Source organism: Onishia niordana (assembly GCF_004798965.1).
Taxonomy (GTDB): domain Bacteria; phylum Pseudomonadota; class Gammaproteobacteria; order Pseudomonadales; family Halomonadaceae; genus Onishia; species Onishia niordana.
Genome location: NZ_SDSD01000005.1, coordinates 77,397 through 98,503 on the forward strand (window position 1 = coordinate 77,397; position 21,107 = coordinate 98,503).

The following is a 21,107-nucleotide window of genomic DNA, read 5'->3' on the forward strand; positions in this document are numbered from 1 at the left end:
AGGGTCCATCCATTCGTGGAGGCGTTACCCCCTTAGTTGACCGCGGCAAAGGCCTTGGCCAAGTAGGGTAGGTTCTCATCTGAAAAACCTGCCACGTTGGCCCGACCCGAGCGCACCATGTAGATGCCGAACTCGTCGCGCAGCCGGTCGACCTGCTCCGGGCTGAGGCCCGTGTAGGAGAACATGCCACGCTGCTCCCCAATGCAGGCGAACTTGTCCGCCAAGCCATGTGGTTTAAGGGCATCGACGAAGTCGCGGCGCAGGCCGTTGATGCGATCACGCATCTCGGTCAGTTCTTCGCGCCACATCGCGGCAAGCTCAGCTGATTCGAGGATCTCGGTGACGATGGCGCCACCGTGGGCCGGCGGGTTGGAATAGTTCTCACGTGCTACGACGGCAACCTGAGAGCGCACGTTCTCCATGTTTTCCTGGTTCTTGGCGATCACCACCAGAGCACCGGTGCGCTCGCGGTAGATACCGAAGTTCTTGGAACAGGAGCTGGTGATCAACACCTCATCCAGGCTCTCGGCCATTAGGCGCGCCCCATAGGCGTCTTCTGTCAGGCCCTCACCGAAGCCCTGGTAGGCGAAATCGATCAGCGGCAGCAGTTCACGCTCCTGAACCACTTCCAGCACTTGCTGCCACTGCTCGCGGGAGAGATCGAAGCCGCTTGGGTTGTGACAGCAAGCGTGCAGCACGACCACGTCGCCTGTTGGAATCTCTTTTAGCGCTGCCAGCATCCCCGGGAAGTCGAGGCGATTGTCGGCATCGACATAGGGATATTTGCCAAGCTTCAACCCGGCGGCCTGGAAGATACCCAGGTGGTTCGGCCAAGTAGGGTCGCTGACCCAAATGCCGCGACCGGGCAGTTGAGTGCGAACGAAGTCTGCGGCCAGGCGCAATGCACCAGTGCCGCCTGGAGACTGGGTGGCACTGGCGCGGTTAGCCGCCAGCACCGGTGATTCCTCGCCCAGCAACATGGGCAGAATTACCTTGCCGTAGCGCGGATCGCCGTGAGAGCCAATATAGCTCTTGGTGGTCTCATTCTTCAGCAGCAGGGCCTCGGCCTCCTTGACGGCCCGCATCACCGGTGTCGTGCCCGCGGCATCCCGGTAGACACCAACCCCAAGGTCAACCTTCTGGGGGTTGGTGTCATTCTTGAAGGCTTCGATCAACCCGAGGATCGCGTCCCCGGGCACCCGCTGAATCTGCTCGAACATTTTAGGCTGCAACCTCGTCGGTTCTGGCGGCTAGGATGAAATCGTTCTTGTGTAGGCCCTTCATTTCATGTGACCACCAGGTCACGGTGACCTTGCCCCACTCGGTGAGAAGCGCGGGATGATGACCGGCTTCTTCGGCAATATCTCCGACCCGGTTGGTAAAGGCGAGGGCCTGCTTGAAATTACGGAACTTGAAGACACGTTCCAGCTGCATGATGCCATCGCGCTCGATAATCTGCCACTCGGGAATCTGCTGGCCAAGTGTCTCGATCTCGCTCTGCGTTACCTGGGGAGCATCCCAGCTGCAGGCTTCACACTGCTGTTCGGAAAGATCGCTCATGGGGTAATCCTCAAGGGTTGGGTGATGATAATGGGTGGTCGGACGTGTCAGGTTGCCTTCGAATCGGCCGGTCGATTTAACAATGACCAGGCTGGCAATGATCAGGCTCCGACGGCTTTGGGCTTGGGTGGAAACTTGGGTTCATGCAGGCCCAGCGCCATGGCGCGATGCACCAGTGCCATGATGTCCTGCTGGGAAAGGTCGTGCAGGGTCTCGAGATCGTCAAGAACGTAATAGAGCGGCTGCAGGATGTCGATGCGATAGGGCGTGCGTAGTGCCTCAAGCGCATCGAAATCGTGATGCTCGGGCGTATCGGACAGCGCGTGGAGGGTCTCCTTGGGAGACGAGATGATGCCGCCTCCATAGATACGGCGCCCCTGTGGGGTGTTGACCAACCCGAACTCTACCGTCATCCAGTAGAGCCTCGCCAGGTAGACTCTTTCTTTGGGGCTTGCCGCCAGGCCAAGCTTGCCATAGGTCGCGGTAAAATCGGCGAAGGCTTGGTTAGTCAGCATTGGGCAATGACCGAAGATCTCGTGAAAGATATCCGGCTCCTGCAAGTAGTCGAGTTCTTCCGGGGTGCGAATGAACGTGGCGACCGGGAAACGACGGTGGGCCAGCAACTCAAAAAAGGTATCGAAGGGGATAAGCGCTGGCACCTGGGCGGTTTGCCAGCCGGTAGTGGCCTCGAGTACCCGGTCGACTTCGGCGAGCTGTGGAATGTGCGTCTCGGGCAGAGCCAAGCGCTCCATGCCGTCGATGTATTCCTGGCATACGCGGTTCTCGAGGATCGGCAGCTGGCGTTGCATCAGGGTTTGCCAGGTGGCGTGTTCTTGATCGCTGTAGGTGATAACGCCGTTAGCATCTGGCATGCGTGCCTGATACTTGCTTGGCTTGGCGGCGATGGGCTTGGTCTGCGTGGCCATACAGCAGTCTCCGGTTGGCGTGCTCTTGTTATTGGTCGTCGCGGCCGGCAGTGGGGCGCGTTCTTTTCAAACCTGACCTCAGTCTATGAGAGCCGTCGACGGAAGAAAGCTATCCCACTCTCGCAAGGCCCATCCGATGAAGAGCTAAGTGTCACGAAAAATTGACGATTGTCCGTTTGCGGTATCAGGAAATCGCCGCGTTGGCTGGTGAATGACCTTGAGGCTTTCCTGGCGTCACGTTAACTTGACAGTCGAGTCACGCGGCCTTGACGTCCACGTGATATGCACGCGTTCTTTTGCGCCTTACGCTTCATAAAAGTACGTCCCTGTGATTGTTGGCGGCAGGTTGGCCAAGGCGCTTCGTCGAGAAGCGTTACCGTAACGTCAATTATCTGGTCTTTTATCAATACGTTTTTCAATCAAGCCTTGGACCACGGCTTGTTGATCCAGAGGCCGTCATGCGTCTGAAATTTCATTGTCAGAACCGGATCGGCATCCTCCGGGACATCGTCGCTCACTTCGCCGATTTTGGCGTCAATGTGGCTCACGGCGAAGTGGGAGGCGATCACGGCAACACCATCTATCTGCATCTGCCACAGCTTCTTAATGCTCAATTGACGTCACTCAAGCCGACGCTTGAGACCATCCCCGGCGTCTTTGGCGTCAAACGCGTCAGCTTGATGCCCAGCGAGCGTCGCCACCTGGAGCTGGATGCGTTGCTGTCATCGCTTTCTGAGCCGGTGATGTCGATTGATATGGAAGGACGAGTGGTCGCCGCTAACCGGGCCGCTGGCCAGATGCTTGGCGTACGGGTCGACGAAGTACCGGGTCTGTCGCTTGATCGCTATCTGCCGGACCATGATCTGCCTGACCTGATCCGGCGCAACAACGCCCGCGTCAATGGCCTGCGGCTCAAGCTCAAGGGAGCCACTTACCTGGCCGACATTGCGCCATTGCACCGCGAGAATCACGATGACGTGGCCTCGCTTGCCGGCGCCGTAGTGACGCTGCATCGCGCCGACCGCATCGGTGAGCGTATCTATCAGGTCCAGCGCCAGGAACTTCGTGGCTTCGAGGCGATTTTCCAATCGAGCCCGCGGCTGGCGACACTGATCCGCGAGGCCCGGCGCATGGCGCCGCTGGATGCGCCGCTGCTGATCGAGGGGGAGACCGGTACCGGCAAGGAGTTACTGGCACGCGCATGTCACCTGGCCAGCCACCGTGGCCAGGCGCCCTTCATGGCGCTCAACTGTGCCGGGCTTCCCGAGTCGATGGCCGAGACCGAGCTATTCGGCTACGCCGCAGGCGCTTTCGAGGGCGCTCGGCCGGAGGGCAAGCTGGGACTGCTGGAGCTGACCGCAGGCGGCACCATCTTTCTCGATGAAGTCGGCGAGATGAGCCCGCGTTTGCAGGTAAAGCTGCTTCGCTTCCTGCAGGACGGCGGCTTTCGCCGAGTGGGGAGCGATGAAGAGACCTTCCTCGATGTGCGGGTGATATGTGCCACCCAGCAGGACCTGCCGGCTCTCTGCGCTGAGGGACTATTCCGGCAGGATCTTTACCATCGCCTCAACGTGCTTTCAGTCCAGGTGCCTCCGCTGCGCGACTGCCTCGATGGTATCGAGGAGCTGGCGGCTCACTTTCTCGACCGCGCCGCACGCCAGATCGGCTGTCCGATGCCGCAACTTTCCCCGGCGGCGTTGGCGAGGCTGTCGAGTTATCACTGGCCGGGCAATGTGCGCCAGCTCGAGAACGTGCTCTTCCAGGCCGTTTCATTATGCGAAGGCGGAACCATCTTGCCGGCGCATTTGCGTTTGCCTGAGGTGGGGCAGGCGCCGGGACTCGCCGGTGTCGACTTGGACGGGTCGCTTGGCGAGATCATGGGCGATGTCGAAAAGCGCGTACTCGCCGCCCTGTATCCCAAGCATCCCTCGAGCCGCCAGTTGGCGCGCCGGTTGGGTGTGTCGCATACCACCATTGCCAACAAGCTCAAGCGCTACGGCATCGGTGATGAGGGTGAGTGAATGGCGTACCGGCTACCCCTTGCCCTGAAGCTTGGCTTGACCGCTTGGATCCTCGTCTGGGCACCGACTTACTGGCTGCTACTGGGGCCGGATAACTTCCTGTGGCTGTGTGATTTGGCCAATCTGCTGCTGTGGCTTGGAGTTCTCATGGAAAGTCGCCGGCTGGTGTCGATGCAGTTGCTTGCAGTGGCATTGGTCGGATTCCTCTGGACACTGGATGTCGCCGTTGCGGTGCTCAGCGGGGTTCATCCGATCGGCGGCACCGAGTACATGTTCGACTCCGCTTATCCGGCCGCTGTTAGGGGGCTCTCGCTTTTTCATCTGTGGTTGCCCTGTGTGGCCGCCTATGGCGTCTGGCGCCTGGGCTATGACCGCCGGGCGATTCTCTGGCAGGTCGGCCTGACCTGGCTGGTGGTGCCGCTGAGTTATTGGGTCACGGCCCCCGAGCACAACATTAATTGGGTACAGGGGCCCTTCGGGCAGCCTCAGGAGAGCGTGGCGCCGTTGTTCTATCTCGGGGCTCTGATGCTTGCCTGGCCGCTGGTCATCTATGTCCCGGTGCATGTCCTCGTGCTCGCCATCTCGCGCTGGCGCCGGCATCGGGCGGGCGACTAGTCAGCAGGGCGCAGTGGTTTGCCTGACCGATTCTCGTTCCACCAGTCTTGGCGGCAGCGCCGTCACTGGGTCGAAAGGTCGGTCATGCTCAAGGCGGTCGATGAGCTGCGCGATAGCAGTCGCGCCGAGTTCGTAGATGGGCTGGTGGATCGTGGTTAGCGCCGGGCTTGTGTAGCGGCCAATGTCGATATCGTCATAGCCGATGACGGATAGATCCCGCGGTAGGCTGAGGCCCTGTTCGATGGCGGCGCGCATGGCGCCGATGGCCACCAGGTCGTTGAAGGCAAATACGGCCTGGGGTGCTTTCCCTGTGGCGAGCACATCATGCATGGCGGCATGCCCGCCCTGGGCCTGCAAGTTGGTCGCAATGATGCGTCTTGCCGGCGGTGCAAGGCCCTGGTTGGTCAAGGCGTCCAATGCACCGGCCAGGCGCTCCTTCGAGCGTGGGTGGTCCGCGGGGCCGGTGAGTAGGGCGATATCCTCTAGGCCTTGCGCCAGCAGATGGTCGATGGCAATTCTAGCGCCCAGGCGAGAGTCGTCGTTGACGACGGCGATATCCGGTCGTGGGGTCGTCGCTGCGTCCAGCATGACAGTGGGCAGGGCCTGACGGTTCAGTGCCTTCACAAAGTTGGGGCCATTGCGTGAGGTCATCACGATCAGGCCATCGATGCGGCGCTCCTGGAGCGAATCGAGGTAGGCTACCTGCTTGTTGTCGATGTCGTCGGCGTTGCACAGCATCAGGCTGTAACCGCAGTCGAAGCAGTGATCTTCGACGCCGCGGATGAGAGCCGAGAAAAAGGGGTTGTCGGCGCTGGTGACGATCATGCCGATGGTGCGGCTGCGCCTGGATTGGAGCGAGCGTGCGATGGTATCCGGGCGATAGCCAAGTTCTTTGATGGCGCGTTGCACCCGCACGCGGGTGGCGGGTGCAACGGCACGACTTTGATTAACGACATGGGAGACGGTGGTGATTGACACCCCCGCCTGGCGTGCCACGTCCTTTAGACGAACCATGTCCTGAGTGTTATTCCTTGGTGATCAGTTTGAGGGGAACCGGAATATTGGCTTCGACGCTTTCCCCCTTGAGTAGGGCGTCGGCGGTGTTAATGCCCAATGCCCCGATGAGCGCAGGACGCTGGGCAATGGTGGCGTCCATGATGCCCTCTTCAACTGCCTGAATGCCGGCATCGGTACCGTCGAAGCCCACCAGGATCACATCGTCACCACCACTGGCCTGCAGCGCGCGCTGAGCACCGAGTGCCATTTCGTCGTTCTGGGCGAACACGGCTTCAAGGTCCGGATGTGCTTGAAGCAGGTTCTCCATCACGTTGAGGCCTTCGGTACGGTTAAAGTTGGCCGGCTGGGTGGCCACAAGCTCAATGCCGGGGGCCTCTTCGACCGCTGACATGAAGCCTTCGCCACGGTCGCGCGTGGCCGAGGCACCTGGGACACCTTCGAGTTGAACAACCTGACCTTCCCCCCCCAGGCGGTCGGCGATGTACCCGCCGGCCAGCTGACCGCCGGCCACGTTATCCGAGGCGATGTGCGAGGCCACGCGACCGCCGTTGGCGCTGCGGTCCAGGGTGATCACCGGCACATTGCGCGCGTTGGCAGAGCGCACACTGGACACCGCGGCGTCCGAGTCCGTCGGGTTCATCAGCAGCACATCGATATCGCGGGACAGGGCGTCCTCGACGTTGGAGAGCTCTCGGGCCGCGTCGTTGCCGGAATCCAGCACGATCAGCTCGTGGCCAAGTGCTTCGGCCCGTTCTTCGGCCCCTTCCTGCATGGTCACGAAGAAGGGATTGTTCAGCGTGGACACCACCAGGGCAATACGATCGGCCATGGCCTGGCCGCTGAGGCCGATGCCGGCTGCGACGGCGGAGGCGAGTAGCAGTTTCTTCATGGTCTGGCTCCTTGGGTCTTGTTGTGAAGCGTGTTGTGAAGCATAGCGGTCGTGCTGGCGTGTCACGACGAGGTCGACCGGCTGTCGAGCAGCACGGCCAGGAGAATGACCGCGCCCTTGGCGATCATCTGGAAATAGGATGAAACGCCCATGATGTTGAGCGCGTTGTTGAGTACGCCAATCACCAGCGCGCCGACCAGGGTGCCGAAGATCCGACCCCGCCCGCCCATCAGGCTGGTGCCGCCGATCACTACCGCGGCGATGGCATCGAGTTCATAGCCTGTGCCGGCGGTGGGCTGCGCCGAGCCCAGTCGGGCGGTCAGTACCACGCTTGCCAGCGCCGCGCAGGCACCGGAAATCGCATAGACGCTGATCTTGATGCGGTTGACGTTGATGCCTGACAGACGCGCCACCTTCTCGCCGCCGCCTACTGCATAGACATGTCGACCGAAGCGCGTGTGATGCAGGACAGCCCAGCACAGGATGAAGACGAAGAACATCAGGTAGATGGGAATGGGCACTCCCAGCCAGTAGCCGCCGCCGAGCTGCCAGAACAGATCAGCCGCCTCGGTGGTGCCGATCGAGATGGGACGTCCGTCGGTGAAGACCAGTGCAGCCCCGCGCAGGATGGTCATGGCGACCAGGGTGACGATGAAGGCCTGGATGCGTCCGTAGGCGACGAAAGCACCGGCAATGGCCCCCAATGCCGCCCCTGCGGCAACGGTGCCGGGCACGCCGATCCAGGGCGTCAGGCCTGAGGCGGTCATGGCACCGGCGAAGGCGCCGGTCAGCGCCAGTACAGCGCCCACCGACAGATCGATGCCGGCGGTCAGGATGACGAAGGTCACCCCCATGGCGATGATGGCGTTGATGCTCGATTGGCGCAGGACGTTGAGGATGTTGTCGACGGTCAGGAAGTTGTCACTCAGCGCGGCGCTGACGATGACCAGCAGCGTGAGGGCGAGAAAGGCCTTGTTATCGATCAAGAGCCGAGTGGCGGCCTTATTCATGGTGAGGGTACTCATGAGGTGACGGTCTCCGTGGCGCTGTTCGTATGGGCAGCGGCGGTCATGATGGTTTCCTGGGTGGCGTCGTCGCGAGTGAATTCGCCGCTGATGCGGCCATTGGCGAGCACCATGATGCGATCGGAGAGCCCCAGCAGTTCTGGCATCTCTGAGGAGATCAACAGCACGCACTTGCCCTGGCGCTTGAGCTCATTGATCAACAGGTAGATCTCGCGCTTGGCACCGACATCGACCCCGCGGGTGGGCTCGTCGAGAATCACGATCTCCGGTTCGGTCATCAGCGCCTTGGCAAGCGAGGCCTTTTGCTGATTGCCCCCGGAAAGGGTGTCGATGGGTTGGTGCATGTCCTGCAGTTTGATGTGGAAGGCCTTGATATAGTGCTCGACGGCGGCCTGTTCTTGTCCGGCACGCACAACGCCCAGTGGACCGCAGAAGGCAGGCAGAGCGGCGAGTGACATGTTGTTTGCCACCGAGTGCTCAAGCAGAAGGCCGGCCTGCTTGCGATCCTCGGGCACATAGACCAGGCCCGCCCGCAGCGCATCGCGAGGTGACGTGAAGCGTACGGGCATGTGACGGATACGCACTTCACCGGCCTTGATCGAGGTGTCGCCGCAGATCGCCTGGGCCATTTCCGTGCGTCCGGCGCCCATCAGTCCGCCAAAGCCCAGCACCTCTCCGGCGCTCGCCGAAAAGGACACATCGACGACGCCTGGTGCCGACAGCCGCTCGACCTCGATCATCACCTGGCCAAGTGTCGGTGGTTCATAGGGATAGCGGTCGGCGAGTTCGCGCCCCACCATCTTGCGTATCAGCTCGTTCTCGTTGAGCTCTGTCGTCGGGCCGTCGTGCACGAGTTGGCCGTCGCGGAGCACCGCAACGCTGTCACACATCCGGAAAATTTCGGGCAGGCGGTGAGTGATCATCACCAGTGACCTGCCTTCCTCGCGCAGGGCAATGACCACTTGCTCGAGTATCTCGGTCTCGATGTCGGTCAGCGAGTCGGTTGGCTCGTCCATGATGATGATCTCGGCGTCCAGGGACAGGGCGCGCGCGATTTCCACCATCTGCTGTTGCCCGATACTGAGGCCGGCGACCGGGGTGCGGGGATCGATGGGCTGCCTGAGGCGGGCCAGTAGCTCGCCGGCCTGGCGATACAGGCGCCCCCAGTCGACCATGCCCAGACGATTGCGCGGTTCACGACCGAGAAAGATGTTCTCGCCGGCCGAGAGGCCTCCGATCAGGTTGAGTTCCTGATGAATGATCGCGATGCCGGCATCCATGGCCTGGCGCGGCGCCGTGAAATGCACCCGCTCGCCACGCAGCCATATCTCACCGGCGTCGGCCTGATGGACGCCGCTGAGAACCTTCATGAGGGTCGATTTTCCTGCGCCGTTCTCTCCGGCCAGCGCCTGGACACGGCCTGGATAGAGGGAGAGATCGACACCCTCAAGCACGGTAACGCCAGAAAAGCGTTTCGCTATGCCTCTGAGCTCCATCAGGGGCGTTGGCATCTCGGCGCTGTGCCATCTGTCTTTTGATACGGCACTCAAAATGGCACTCCACTGTGCAGGGCGATGTTGGCAAAGGGGGTACATTCCCCGGTGCGGATCACCGCCTTGGCGTTATTGAGTGATTGCTTGAAAGCGTCGTGGGATACGTAGCTTGCTTCCACGGGGCGTCTGTCGCGCGTTTCCAGCGTGGTCAGACGGTGTTGGATATCGCCCTCGAGGGTCGGGCTGTGCGTGCTGATTTCGTTGGCCAGCGTCACGCCCTCGATGCAAAGCTCATCAAGCAGGGCATCGAGTATCGGCAGGAAGCCCGGCAAACCGGGCACCACGGCCAGGTCGATACGCGGCACGTCGCTCGGAATCGGCAGTCCGGCATCGGCAATCACCAGGGTGTCGGTATGTCCGAGCTCGGCGATCAGGGTATTGAGCGAAGCATTGAGCAGGCCATGACGTTTCACGGGATTCACGCTGTAGCTGAGAGTTCAGGCCAACAGTGTAACGCGCAAACGTTTGCGCCACCGATGCGCAGAAAGTCTAAGACGGCGTGGAGATCACTCTGGACATCTCGATCAGGGCGCTAAATGGTCGTCCAGGAAGGCCTGTACGTCGGCGAAAGGGTAGGCCTCCAGGGCGGCAAAGCCATCCAGGCGACGGGTCTTGAGGCGAGTGAACACCGGCATCGTCAGGCCACAAAGAAAGCGCGCAAGTAACGCAGAAGATGGCGTTGTACCGATCAGATCCCCGTAGCGCTCGCGCAGTGGCGCGCACCAGGCCGCAATCTGTTGCGGATCCAGAGGGGGCTGGTCCGGGCCGGCCGGCAGTCTTGCGGCCCCTTGACGACACACCGAGCAGTGCCCACAGCGTTCAGGCACTTGATCGTCGCCGAAATAGCCAGCCAGGCGCCGACTGAGACAGGTGTCGCTTTCGAAGAGATCAAGCATGGCGTGTATGCGCCGAATCTCGCTGCGCTCTTTCTCCTGGAAGTAGGTGCTGAGCTCTTGTGTTAGACGCTCGGCATCGACGCCAGGGGCAAGGACCTCGTAGACCTCGGTCATCTGCTTGCTTTCGAGCTCCAGCCAGCCCTGGTCTCGGCAATAGTCGAGCGCGGTGATCACCCTGGCCCGACGGGTGTCCAGGCCTCGTTCGGCACCGAGCCGCTCAAGGGCCGCAAAGTCCAGGGTATGCCAGGTACGAGCGGCCTTACTTGCGTCGATGATGGCCTGCAAGAAAGCTGCGCGCTCGCCGGAGAAGCGGGCGACCAGTGATGCCGGGCCGTCAGGGAACTTGAGCCGATAGTCGGCGAAGTAGGCATAGCGTGGCGCAATGATGCCACGCAGTTCGAGCTGTACCAGCAGGGTCTTCAGAGGCAGCGGGCGGATATTGCTGTCCTGGGAAAGAGCGTTGAGCATTAGCTCCCACTGTCCGCCGGGCGCCGCCAGGGCTTCATCTATCACTCGACGAATGCCCTCGGGCTCTGGTGTGTCGCCGTAGACGAAGTTCTCAAGCACGTTGAGAGTGTCGCGTCCGCCCATCACCAGGCACTCGGAAGGCTTGCCATCGCGGCCGGCGCGGCCGATCTCCTGGCTGTAGTTCTCGATCGACTTGGGCAGGTCGAAGTGTACCACCTGGCGGATGTCGGCCTTGTCGATGCCCATGCCGAAGGCGATGGTGGCGACAATGCAATTGACCCGGCCGCCCATGAAGTCCTGCTGCACCCGGTCGCGGGTCTCGGCCGGTAGCCCGGCATGGTAGGCACAGGCTTCGATGCCGGCCTTGGCGAGATAGGCGGTCAGGCGCTCGGCGCTCTGCTGCAGGGTCACGTAGACAATAGTGGGGCGTGGGCCAGACGTTGAGAGTCGCGGCCCTAGCCAGTCGACCATGGCGCGTGCCCGCTGCTCGGCGGCCACCGGCATGACCGCAAGATCCAGATTGGGACGATAGAAGCCGGTAGCGGTAACGTCCTGCGCGTCGATGGCGAAGCGCTCGCGCATATCCTGGATCACCCGCGGCGTGGCCGTGGCCGTCAGCAGCAGCGCCTGGGGGATACCGAACTGACGCTGGTAGTCGGGCAGTTTCAGGTAGTCAGGACGGAAGTTGTGCCCCCATTCCGACAGGCAGTGCGCCTCGTCGACCACCTGTAGTGAAATGGGAACGCGGGCAATGAAGGCGCGGAAACGCTCGTTCTTGAGCCGTTCCACCGAGATCATCAGGATGCGAATCTCACCGCGTTGGACGCCTTCCATCACCCGGGCCGCTTCCTCACGGCTCTGGCTGGAGTCGATGCTGGCCGCGGCGATGCCGTGTCGGGCGAGGAAGGCGAGCTGGTCCTGCATCAGTGCCAGCAGTGGCGACACCACAAGCGTCAGGTGGGGCATCACGAGTGCCGGTAGCTGATAGCACAGTGACTTGCCGGAGCCAGTGGGGAAGATCGCCGCCGCACTGCGCCCGTCGGTCACTGCCTCGATCACCTCGCGCTGGCCGGGACGAAAGTCGTCGTAGCCGAAGACGTCGCGCAGGGTCTGCTGAGGTGTCGGGGTCATGAGGGCTCCAGATACGGGTCTTGAAGGCGAGGCGTGAGGCCCCGGGGAGTGATGCCGAATCACAGGATACAGGTTCAGCGCTTATTGCTTGAATTCAGGTTTTCCGCCCAGGCGGCCTGACTGGCGATTTAAGTGAGGAGGGGCACTCGGTAGGCCAAGCTGAGTTATCAAGACTGAGTGATCAAGACTGAGTTATTCAAGGCGCTCAGGGCTTGGCCTACCTTATATCGGGAGGGGCATATGGCGAGGTGTCATGAGGAGCCGAGGATGAGCATCGTTCACGTCACGGGTTGCTGAAATCGTTCAAGGTGTCGACCATGATCATGGCCGCTTCAAACGCCTCTTACGTCCTTGGTTAGAAGGTTGCTTTAGCTACCACGCAGTTGCGGCCGAGATGTTTGGCTGCATAGAGGCGTTGGTCGGCGCGTTCGAGAAGCTGGTCGCGCAATTCCCCGATGCGATGCTCGGTGATGCCGGTGCTGATGGTGATGCCACCTTCAGGCAGACCGAAGTCATGACGCGCGATTTCTTGACGTAGGCGTTCGGCCATGGCTTTACATTTAGCGATCGGTGTCAATGGCAACAGCACGGCAAACTCTTCTCCGCCTAGGCGTGCCAGGCAGTCTTCTTCCCTCAGCAGGTCATTGCATAATTCGGCAAGACGGCGCAGTACCTTATCGCCCTGAAGGTGTCCCCAGGTATCGTTGACGCGCTTGAAATGGTCGATATCGATCATCATCAGCGATAGTGGCGTGCCATGGCGGTTGCTCAGTGATATCTCCCGGCCGAGCTCGCCCATCAGCTTTCGCCGATTGGGCAGGCCAGTGAGGTCATCGGTATCTGACAGATCGCGGAGATGTGTCTGATACTCGATCTGTTCGCTAATGTTGACCATCAAGCCATGCCAGAGGATACCTTCCTCGATACGCTCAGGCATGGCCCGCACGGCAATCCAGTATTCCTCGCCTCCTGGCTCGCAGTGACGAAACTGGGTGGTCAGTGGCATCAACGACTTCGCCGAGCGTTCGACGGCGACCATCAGGCGGGGAAAGTCTTCAGGATGTACGTGGTCGAAGGCGTGACTGCCATCTTCGGTGAGTCGTTCACGGTCCGTGGCATTGCCGAAAATCTTACTGTCGCCCGCCAGGTAAGGAAAACGGACCATGCCACATTGGCTGCGGTAGAACTGAAACACGATGCCGGGCAGGCGCTCGGTCATGGCCTTCAGTTGACCGTAGTCGCTCTGTGTCTCATCCAATGAGGGGTCATCATCAAAAGGCATGAGGCAATCTCTTCCCTTAGGCAACAAAGGCCTACTCTAGTGGTGATGGGCGCAAGAGGCACATCGCAAAGGTGAGCGCCCGATCACCTTCGTGCGTAGAAGGGGAAGCGCACTACCTATGAACACAACATGATGCTTTATTTTATTAGGTGTCTACTCTAAGCCAACTGTGACGATTTTTGTAAGAGATTGTAGTAAAAGATTGCGAAAGACATGCTTCATATCAAGTGGCCGCGAACTCAAGCCGAAGCGCCGTGCCGGGCACCGAACCATCGTAAACGGCAGTCTAAGGCGAAAATCGCAATGTAGGAGTGTTACTGCCTCGGGTGAGGACGGCGAACAGGAATCGCCGTGGAAGTGTCGCCTCTGTCAAGCAAAGAGACCTTGCCCTCTTATCTTATCGTGCAGCGTCGTATCGGCCCTCACGTCCCTTGGAAAAAACCAGTTGCCAGAGCTGAAGATCCCTGGCCCGGAACGCCCCGGCACAGACTGAGAGGTAGTAGCGGAACATGCGCCGCGTGATGTCGTTGTAGCGGTCGGCTATTTCCGGCCAATGTTCATCGAAATTTTCAAGCCAGGCCATCAGGGTACGGTCGTAGTCGGCGCCGAAGTTTTGCCAATCCTCCATCAGCAGGTAGTTCTCGCTGGCGCGAGCGATATGCATGGCGGAGGGCAGTATGCCGTTGGGGAAGATGTACTTGTGGACCCAGGGGTCGGCACTGATGTCTGAATTATTGGAGCCGATGGTGTGCAGTAGGAAGAGGCCGTCCGGGGATAGTAGCCTGTTGACGGTATCGAAGTAGGTGCGATAGTTGCGATGGCCCACGTGTTCGAACATGCCGATCGAGACGATGCAATCATAGCGGCCGTCGAGTTCGCGGTAGTCTTGCAAGTGAATCGTGACCGGTAGTTCGCTGCAACGCTGGCGAGCCAGTTCGGCCTGCTCTCTGGAAATGGTGATACCGGTGACTTCCGCACCGTAATGGCGAGCAGCATGTTCGGCGAAACTGCCCCAGCCACAGCCGATATCCAGTACTCGCATGCCTGGCGCGAGTTCCAGCTTGCGAGCCGCCAAGTCGAGCTTGGCAATCTGTGCCTGATGAAGGGTGTCGGCGCCTTTCCAATAGCCGCAGGAATAGCACATAGTGGGGTCCAGCATGCGCTCGAACAGATCATTACCCAGGTCGTAATGTGTCTCGCCGACGATGTAGGCCCGGGCCTTGCTTTGCAGGTTGAAAAGACCGGTCTGTAGCTTGTACAGCATCCGCTCCGTAGGCGTATTGGATCGTTCGCCCAGACCATGCCGCAGCATGCGATGAATCATCTCGTCGATTCGCTCACACTGCCACCAGCCCTCCATGTAGGCTTCACCCAGTCCCAGAGAGCCCTGGTGGAGCATGCGCGAGAAAAGGTCGGGGTGGAGCACCTGCAGATCCCAGGGGGCTGTACCATTCAGGCTCACGCCAGAACCGTTGAGTAACTGCTCGACGATTCGGCGGGCACGGGTGTCGGGTAAGGCAATGGCAGCGATCCGCGGGTCACTTGTCATGGCAGTCTCCTAGTCCATCAGCCTAGTCCATCAGACAAGGGGAGCGTACTGGTCCTACTGGACCGGCATGCGTTCCGAGTCCTTTTGCTACCCTTTGACTATCCAACATAGCCATAAATGTGTCGCCGAGCATAATCCCGTCGTGTGGCGGCGACTGCGAACCAGCTTGTTTATCAATATCTTCATCCCTGTTCAGGAGAATCCTATGCGCGTGATCGTCGACCTTTGCGTGGTGCCGTTGGGAGTAGGCGTCTCGGTGTCAGCCTATATTGCGGCCTGTCAGCGTGAGATTGAGGCTGCCGGGCTGGAGTACAGCATGCATGCCTACGGCACGAATATTGAAGGTGGCTGGGACGAGGTGATGGCGGTAATCAAGCGCTGCCACGACGTCGTTCATGAGATGGGCGCCCCCCGGATCACCACGACCTTGAAGCTGGGGACCCGTATTGATCGTGAGCAGCATATGAAGGACAAGGTAGAAAGCGTCGAAGCATTGCTTGCAAGCGATGCCCGAGGGAGTGGGGTAGCCTGAGGACAATACGTGAGACAGCGCTTGAGTGCGGCCAGCATGGGACATGGCACTCGCGTATAGATATCAGTGGTGTCAGTCAGGTCGAATTCGTAGGTGCGACCGTTCCTGCTGTTTTGTCATTGGCCATCAACCAGCGTATCGCCGCCTGAGCAAGTGCCTGGTTGGGATTATCGTTTTGCCCATGTCGCCCCGCTTGCGGGGCGTCGTGCTGCGCATGCAGTAAATGTCGCGAAGAAGTAGTAGCAGGAAAGCTGAAAGGGGTTTTTGATTAGCATGCTAATTGTGGTAGTATCTGTCGAAATCTTATCTTGCTAACTATTTGCGTATCTCCACCCTTGGAGATGCTGGCTTTCAGGAACCTGTATGACGCCCGATCAACACTTTGCCCGCTTGGTCAGGGTGGCGCTTGTCGTCTTTGCCCTATGTTTTGTTTATTTTCTCGCCGCCGATTTATGGATGCCGCTGACACCACAGGCTCGCGTCATGCACCCGGTGGTGCGCGTGGCGCCTGAAGTGGACGGGCGCGTCGCCGAGGTGAGCGTTACCAACAATCAGCATGTGGACGTCGGCGAGTCGATGTTCACCCTTGATCGCCGACCCTACATGCTGGCAGTGGAAGAAGCGGAGCTGGCATTGGATGAGGCGAAGCGTGAGAACGCTAAGCTCGATGCTTCGATCGCCGCCGCCCAGGCGACGCTCGCCTCACATCGCGCCGGTGCCGATGAGTTAGCGCAGGAGATGGCCCGTGCCGAGCGATTGATTGCACAACACAGCATTTCCCGACAGGCCTATGACCAGGCCCGGGCCAGCTACCAGACGGCGCGTGCTCAGGTCCAGGCCGCACAGGCCAAAATCGAATCCTTGAAAGCCGAGCGTGGCGGAAAAAGTGAGGACAATCTTCGGCTTCGACAGGCACGCAATGCCTTGTCCAAAGCCCAGCTTGATCTTGAGTATGCCAGTGTTCGAGCAGAGGTCAGTGGCACGGTTTCCAACCTTCAGTTAAGCGTTGGAGAGTATGCCAATGCCGGTAACCCGAAGCTGGCGCTGGTTAGCGATGACGCAGATATCATCGCCGACTTTCGTGAGAAATCGCTTCGCTCGGTGGAGGTAGGCGATGCGGCCAGTGTGATTCTCGATGCTTTTCCCGGCCGCGTGTTCGATGCACGCGTGGTGGGCCGAGACGCAGGTGTCAAGGATGGCCAGCTGAACCCCGATGGCAATCTTGCCGACCCCCGGAGTTCCGACCGCTGGGTGCGCGACGCCCAACGTCAGCGCCTGCACCTTGATCTGGAAAATGCCCCCGAGGTGCTTGCCGCATTGCCGACTGGCGCCCGTGCCACCGTGCAGCTTCACCCGATTGGTGGGTTGGCCGCGGGGCTTGGTGCCCTACAGGCCCGTCTGGTCAGCCTGATTCACTTCATCTACTGAGACCGTTTATGCGCCATCCCGGCTCTGTGGCTTCCACGTCCCTGAATGAAGGTGTCACGTCTTCACGTTTGAGTCGTAATGACCTGCGCCAAATTCTGCGTATCGCCTGTGGTGTGCTGCTGGGATTTCTGATCTGCAAGCTTGCCAACTGGAATTATGGCACTTTCTTTGCCGTCTACCCGGTGCTGTTGCTGGGATTGGTGCCGGTACTCTCCGCGCATGTTATCCGCCAGTTTCTGGCCAGCATGCTGGTCGTCAGCGCTATTACCTTGGTTATGGCAGGGGGGCTCGGTGATAAGCCGGTACCGATGACGCTGCTGATGGTGGGGGTCTATGCCTGGCTGTTTCGATGCATGACGCAAGGCGTCCTTTTTCTATTCGGGGCCCAATGCGTCGTCAGCTTGTCCGTGCAGCTGAATTTCGTCAGCTACCCGCAGACCGGCGTCTTCGACATTGTCACCAGTAACATCGTAGGGTCAGTGTTGACGGTTGCCATCGCGATGCTGATGCATGTTGTTTTCCCCGATGTGTCACCACGAACACCGCCGACACGGCCGGCTAAGCCCACGAGCAACCAGCGCCACGAGATCATCCTGGCGACCACCGTGGCGACACTATCGTTCCTTGTTTTTCAGTTGCTGGATCTCAAGGATTCGTTATCGGCCCAGGTTGCCTCGATTCTGGTGTTGTTTCCTCTAAACTGGCGGGGCGCCGGCATCGCCGGAAAGCACCGGGCTGTGGGCACCTTATTAGGCTGCAGTGCTGGCCTTATGATGCAGGTGGGCCTGCTTGGCCATTACAACCTGCTGCCCTTCGCTGCTTTCTCGCTCTGGCTGGGTTGCCTGGTTTTCGCCCGCTACCACATGTTGGAAGGTGGAAAGTCGGCGACAGGGTTCGGCGGACTGACCACGATGGCGATTCTTTTTGGTCAGTACCTGACTCCACAACAGGACCTTGTCTACGATGCCTTGTACCGCTTTAGTTCGGTGGCGACATCCGTGCTGTTGACGCTGATGGCGGTCTATCTCATGCACCATTTACTTGACCGCTTTGCCGCCACGCGCCTTCAGCGACTGGACTGAGAGCAGATCGCCATCAAACCGCTGCTGTCTGTATCTCAAGGGGCATGGGTCCCAGCCATTGACTGCTGATGGCGAGCAAGTGGTCGGTCAGGGTGGCCAAGGTCTGGCCGCCGTGGCGCCAGTGATGCCAGTAGAGAGGCACATCGATGTAGCTGTCAGGGGCGATATCTACTAACCGGTGTTCTTCCAGTTCCCGGGCCGCTTGGCGTTCAGGAATCAAACCGTATCCCATGCCCGCCAGCGCCAGACGCACAAAGCCTTCCGATGATGGGCAAAGATGGTGGGGGAAGGGAGCCTGGTAGTCGCGCATCGCCAGATAACGATGCTGCAAGCGATCGTCCGGACCATAGACAATCGCCGGTGCGGTAGACAGCTGCTGGTGGTTGATACCCTCGGGAAAGTGACGGGCCACATAGCCAGGGCTCGCCAGGGCGCGATAGCGCATGCTGCCCAGCGGATGGGCCCGTGCGCCTTGCACGGGGCGAGGGGTGGTGCAGATGCAGCCCGCTACCTCGCCATCGCGCATGCGTTTCAGTGCCACGTCCTGATCCTCCACCACCAGGTCCATCAGCACACGATGCTCATCGCAGAACCGACCCACCGCTGGTGGCCACCAGGTCGCGATGCTGTCGGCGTTGATCGCCAGCCGCAGGCGCTGCTCGCTCTCGCCCAGCGCCGGTACCTGGTCGAGCAGATCATGTTCGAGCAGGCCAACCTGCAAAACGTGATTGAGTAATCGCCGACCCAGCGGGGTCGGGGCGAGCTTGGGGCTTCTGACCAGCACAGGCTGACCCAGGCGTGCCTCAAGCAGCTTGATGCGTTGCGATACCGCGGATTGCGTAAGGCCCAGGTGTCGAGCACCCCGCTCGAAGCCGGACTGGTCGACCACGGCGGCTAATGCTTCCAGAAGCTTGTAATCGAGCATAAATCTGGGTAATTCCCCATTCCGTCAATTAATTTCACTTATCCCCCAGTCAAGCCTAGTCTGGCGATGGTCTGCAAGTCATTGGATGCAGAAAGTCGGGATTAGGAGTCGCTTTAGATGTGGGTATCTGCCTTACAGGGCCTGCTGGTGGGAGCCGGTCTGATCATTGCTATCGGCGCCCAGAATGCCTTTGTCTTGAGTCAGGGGCTGCGTCGCGAACATATCTGGTTGGTGGCGACCGTTTGTGCATTGTGTGACTGGGTACTGGTCGGGATGGGTGTGCTGGGGCTGGGAACGCTGCTTGCCGAGCAACAGATGCTAATGGTGCTGGCGCGCTGGGGTGGGGCAGGTTACCTGGCCTGCCTGGCGTGGCTGTCATTAAGGCGTGCCTGGCATTCGCATTCGCTTCGCGCTGATGCAAAAGCGCCTGTCTCACGTCGGGAAGTACTGTGGGCGACGCTCGCCGTCACGTTATTAAACCCTCAGGTGTATCTGGATACGCTGGTCATGCTCGGGGTGGTGGGGGCCCTTCAGGAAAGCCCCGGTGGCTTTTTCATGGGGGCAGCGTTGGCATCCTTTGGCTGGTTCTTCGGGCTGGTGGCGGCAGCGAGTTGGCTGGCGCCCAGACTGGCAAGCCCCAAGGCCTGGCGCGTCATCGATACTCTGATTGGTATCACCATGGCGGTGATCGCCTGGCGACTGCTGTCTGGCGGAGTGCTACCCCTCTGACTGAGAGGTGGTTTTGGTCAGGATGACGTGGGTCGAGAAGGAATCGCGAGCGCCCGCTGTAAGATATTCGTGACACTCTGTCAGGCTTTTACGCCACCCCTGGAGCATGAATTGTGCTACTCGGGTTGGCTGTAATCTTTCCTTTACGACTGGTGGGCTGCTTGGCTGCATTAGGGGGCGCGAAAGGCGGTTTCTGTCGTTCCTCGGCGCCGTCCAGGCCCCTAGGCTGTTGGTCACGGATCGCCCGCTGCCTCCTCTGGTGGCCGGCAAACGACACGTCATGACAACAACAGCAAGGAATTGCCGAGGAGATCACCATGAACGCCGCTGCTCCCCAGACTCAGGCCACTGCGCAAGTGTCCAATCACAACCCGATCGGTACCGATGGCTTCGAATTTGTCGAGTACACCGCTCCGAGCGCCGAGGGCATCGAGTCGCTGCGTGCGCTTTTCAATCAGATGGGCTTCACCGAAACCCGTAAGCATCGCTCCAAAGAGGTTTTCCTGTTTCAACAGGAAGGCGTGAACTTTGTGCTCAATGCCGAACCGGACAGCTTCGCCGCCGAATTCGGTCGTATCCACGGCCCTAGCGCCTGTGCCATGGCCTGGCGAGTGGCCGATGCGCGCAAGGCCTTCGAGCATGCAGTGGCCGAGGGGGCCGAGCCTGCCGAAAATCCGGTCGGCGAAGGCGAAGTGGGCATTCCGGCGGTCAAGGGTATCGGTGGGTCGTTGCTGTACTTCGTCGACCATCAGCTGGACGGTGAAGGTCGCACGATTTATGACATTGATTTCCAGGCGATTGACGGCCGCACGCCGAAAGATCACAGCGTGGGATTGCAGGTGCTGGATCACCTGACGCATAACGTCGACCGTGGCCAGATGGACGTCTGGGCCGGCTTTTATACCCGGGTCGCCAACTTCCGCGAGATTCGCTACTTCGACATCGAAGGCAAGAAGACGGGGCTCTTCTCTCGGGCCATGACGGCGCCCTGCGGCAAGATGCATATCCCGATCAACGAGTCTGCCGACGATAACTCCCAGATCGCCGAATTCCTGCGTGAATACAACGGTGAGGGTATCCAGCACCTGGCGATGGCCACTGATGATATCTACGCCACCGTGCGCGCCCTGCGTGCCAACGGGGTGACATTTTTGACCACCCCGGACACCTACTACGAAAAGCTCAATGACCGGGTGCCCAACCACGAAGAGAACGTTGATGACCTGCGTGAGCTGAACCTGCTGGTGGATGGTGCGCCGGAGCAAGGCGTGCTCTTGCAGATATTCACCGAGACGGTCATCGGGCCGATTTTCTTCGAGATCATCCAGCGCAAGGGTAACGACGGCTTCGGCGAAGGCAACTTCAAGGCGCTGTTCGAATCCATCGAGGAAGACCAGATCCGTCGCGGCGTACTCAAGGACGATTGAGATCAGGCGGCCAGGCGTGATGGATATGTCACGCCTGGTGCAACCTGCTGTC

General features: G+C 60.1%; 19 protein-coding genes. 7 read left to right on the top strand and 12 right to left on the bottom strand.

What is annotated here, in order from left to right; translation table 11 throughout:
* Positions 1 to 32 precede the first annotated feature (32 nt).
* From ETC27_RS10740 to phhA, 3 genes are all read right to left on the bottom strand, one after another.
* The gene (locus ETC27_RS10740; RefSeq protein ID WP_136254999.1) at positions 33 to 1,220 is read right to left on the bottom strand and encodes an amino acid aminotransferase; all 1,188 of its coding nucleotides are present in this window, start codon (positions 1,218 to 1,220) and stop codon (positions 33 to 35) included.
* 1 nt (position 1,221) lies between these two features.
* Positions 1,222 to 1,560: a 4a-hydroxytetrahydrobiopterin dehydratase gene (locus ETC27_RS10745; protein ID WP_136255000.1), complete on the bottom strand. Its 339-nt coding sequence runs from the start codon at positions 1,558 to 1,560 to the stop codon at positions 1,222 to 1,224.
* Positions 1,561 to 1,661: 101 nt separating this feature from the next.
* Positions 1,662 to 2,486 carry a phenylalanine 4-monooxygenase gene (phhA, locus tag ETC27_RS10750; RefSeq protein ID WP_136255001.1) on the bottom strand — a complete coding sequence of 275 codons (825 nt, stop codon included), beginning with the start codon at positions 2,484 to 2,486 and terminating at the stop codon, positions 1,662 to 1,664.
* Between the two features lie 458 nt (positions 2,487 to 2,944).
* On the opposite strand from phhA, the gene ETC27_RS10755 reads away from it, so the two are divergent.
* Both ETC27_RS10755 and ETC27_RS10760 read left to right on the top strand, forming a co-directional pair.
* Positions 2,945 to 4,507, top strand: a complete 1,563-nt coding sequence (locus ETC27_RS10755) for a sigma-54-dependent transcriptional regulator (protein ID WP_136255002.1) — start codon at positions 2,945 to 2,947, stop codon at positions 4,505 to 4,507.
* Between the two features lie 36 nt (positions 4,508 to 4,543).
* Positions 4,544 to 5,122: a hypothetical protein gene (locus ETC27_RS10760; RefSeq protein WP_240724881.1), complete on the top strand. Its 579-nt coding sequence runs from the start codon at positions 4,544 to 4,546 to the stop codon at positions 5,120 to 5,122.
* Here ETC27_RS10760 and ETC27_RS10765 read toward each other — a convergent pair whose 3' ends face one another.
* From ETC27_RS10765 to cfa, 8 genes are all read right to left on the bottom strand, one after another.
* The gene (locus ETC27_RS10765) at positions 5,123 to 6,136 is read right to left on the bottom strand and encodes a LacI family DNA-binding transcriptional regulator (protein WP_136255004.1); all 1,014 of its coding nucleotides are present in this window, start codon (positions 6,134 to 6,136) and stop codon (positions 5,123 to 5,125) included.
* A gap of 10 nt (positions 6,137 to 6,146) precedes the next feature.
* On the bottom strand, positions 6,147 to 7,028 hold the full coding sequence (gene rbsB / locus ETC27_RS10770; protein WP_136255005.1) for a ribose ABC transporter substrate-binding protein RbsB: 882 nt from the start codon (positions 7,026 to 7,028) through the stop codon (positions 6,147 to 6,149).
* A 62-nt stretch (positions 7,029 to 7,090) separates the two neighbouring features.
* Positions 7,091 to 8,053, bottom strand: coding sequence for a ribose ABC transporter permease (rbsC, locus tag ETC27_RS10775; protein ID WP_136255006.1), 963 nt, complete (start codon positions 8,051 to 8,053; stop codon positions 7,091 to 7,093).
* Entirely contained in the window at positions 8,050 to 9,603 is a 1,554-nt protein-coding gene (locus ETC27_RS10780) for a sugar ABC transporter ATP-binding protein (protein WP_240724882.1), read from the bottom strand. The genes rbsC and ETC27_RS10780 overlap by 4 nt, the downstream gene beginning before the upstream one ends.
* Entirely contained in the window at positions 9,600 to 10,019 is a 420-nt protein-coding gene (rbsD, locus tag ETC27_RS10785) for a D-ribose pyranase (protein ID WP_136255007.1), read from the bottom strand. The genes ETC27_RS10780 and rbsD overlap by 4 nt, the downstream gene beginning before the upstream one ends.
* Positions 10,020 to 10,130: 111 nt before the next feature.
* Entirely contained in the window at positions 10,131 to 12,101 is a 1,971-nt protein-coding gene (locus tag ETC27_RS10790; protein ID WP_136255008.1) for a RecQ family ATP-dependent DNA helicase, read from the bottom strand.
* A gap of 355 nt (positions 12,102 to 12,456) precedes the next feature.
* A complete protein-coding gene (locus ETC27_RS10795) occupies positions 12,457 to 13,383 on the bottom strand; it encodes a GGDEF domain-containing protein (RefSeq protein WP_136255009.1) in 927 nt (308 codons plus the stop codon).
* Positions 13,384 to 13,780: 397 nt separating this feature from the next.
* Positions 13,781 to 14,932: a cyclopropane fatty acyl phospholipid synthase gene (cfa, locus tag ETC27_RS10800; protein WP_136255010.1), complete on the bottom strand. Its 1,152-nt coding sequence runs from the start codon at positions 14,930 to 14,932 to the stop codon at positions 13,781 to 13,783.
* Positions 14,933 to 15,137: 205 nt separating this feature from the next.
* Here cfa and ETC27_RS10805 point away from each other — a divergent pair, with 205 nt between their 5' ends.
* The 3 genes from ETC27_RS10805 (at position 15,138) to ETC27_RS10815 (ending at position 17,974) form a co-directional block, all read left to right on the top strand.
* Positions 15,138 to 15,464 (top strand): MTH1187 family thiamine-binding protein, encoded by a 327-nt coding sequence (locus ETC27_RS10805; protein WP_136255011.1) that lies wholly within the window; start codon positions 15,138 to 15,140, stop codon positions 15,462 to 15,464.
* A gap of 363 nt (positions 15,465 to 15,827) precedes the next feature.
* Positions 15,828 to 16,892 (top strand): HlyD family secretion protein, encoded by a 1,065-nt coding sequence (locus tag ETC27_RS10810; protein ID WP_136255012.1) that lies wholly within the window; start codon positions 15,828 to 15,830, stop codon positions 16,890 to 16,892.
* Positions 16,893 to 16,900: 8 nt separating this feature from the next.
* A complete protein-coding gene (locus ETC27_RS10815; protein WP_136255013.1) occupies positions 16,901 to 17,974 on the top strand; it encodes a DUF2955 domain-containing protein in 1,074 nt (357 codons plus the stop codon).
* 13 nt (positions 17,975 to 17,987) lie between these two features.
* Here the strand turns inward: ETC27_RS10815 and ETC27_RS10820 are convergent, their stop codons facing one another.
* A complete protein-coding gene (locus tag ETC27_RS10820) occupies positions 17,988 to 18,899 on the bottom strand; it encodes a LysR family transcriptional regulator ArgP (protein WP_136255014.1) in 912 nt (303 codons plus the stop codon).
* 117 nt (positions 18,900 to 19,016) lie between these two features.
* Here ETC27_RS10820 and ETC27_RS10825 point away from each other — a divergent pair, with 117 nt between their 5' ends.
* On the top strand, positions 19,017 to 19,628 hold the full coding sequence (locus ETC27_RS10825; protein WP_136255015.1) for a LysE/ArgO family amino acid transporter: 612 nt from the start codon (positions 19,017 to 19,019) through the stop codon (positions 19,626 to 19,628).
* Positions 19,629 to 19,945: 317 nt separating this feature from the next.
* Positions 19,946 to 21,055, top strand: coding sequence for a 4-hydroxyphenylpyruvate dioxygenase (gene hppD / locus ETC27_RS10830; RefSeq protein WP_136255016.1), 1,110 nt, complete (start codon positions 19,946 to 19,948; stop codon positions 21,053 to 21,055).
* The last annotated feature ends 52 nt before the right edge of the window (positions 21,056 to 21,107 follow it).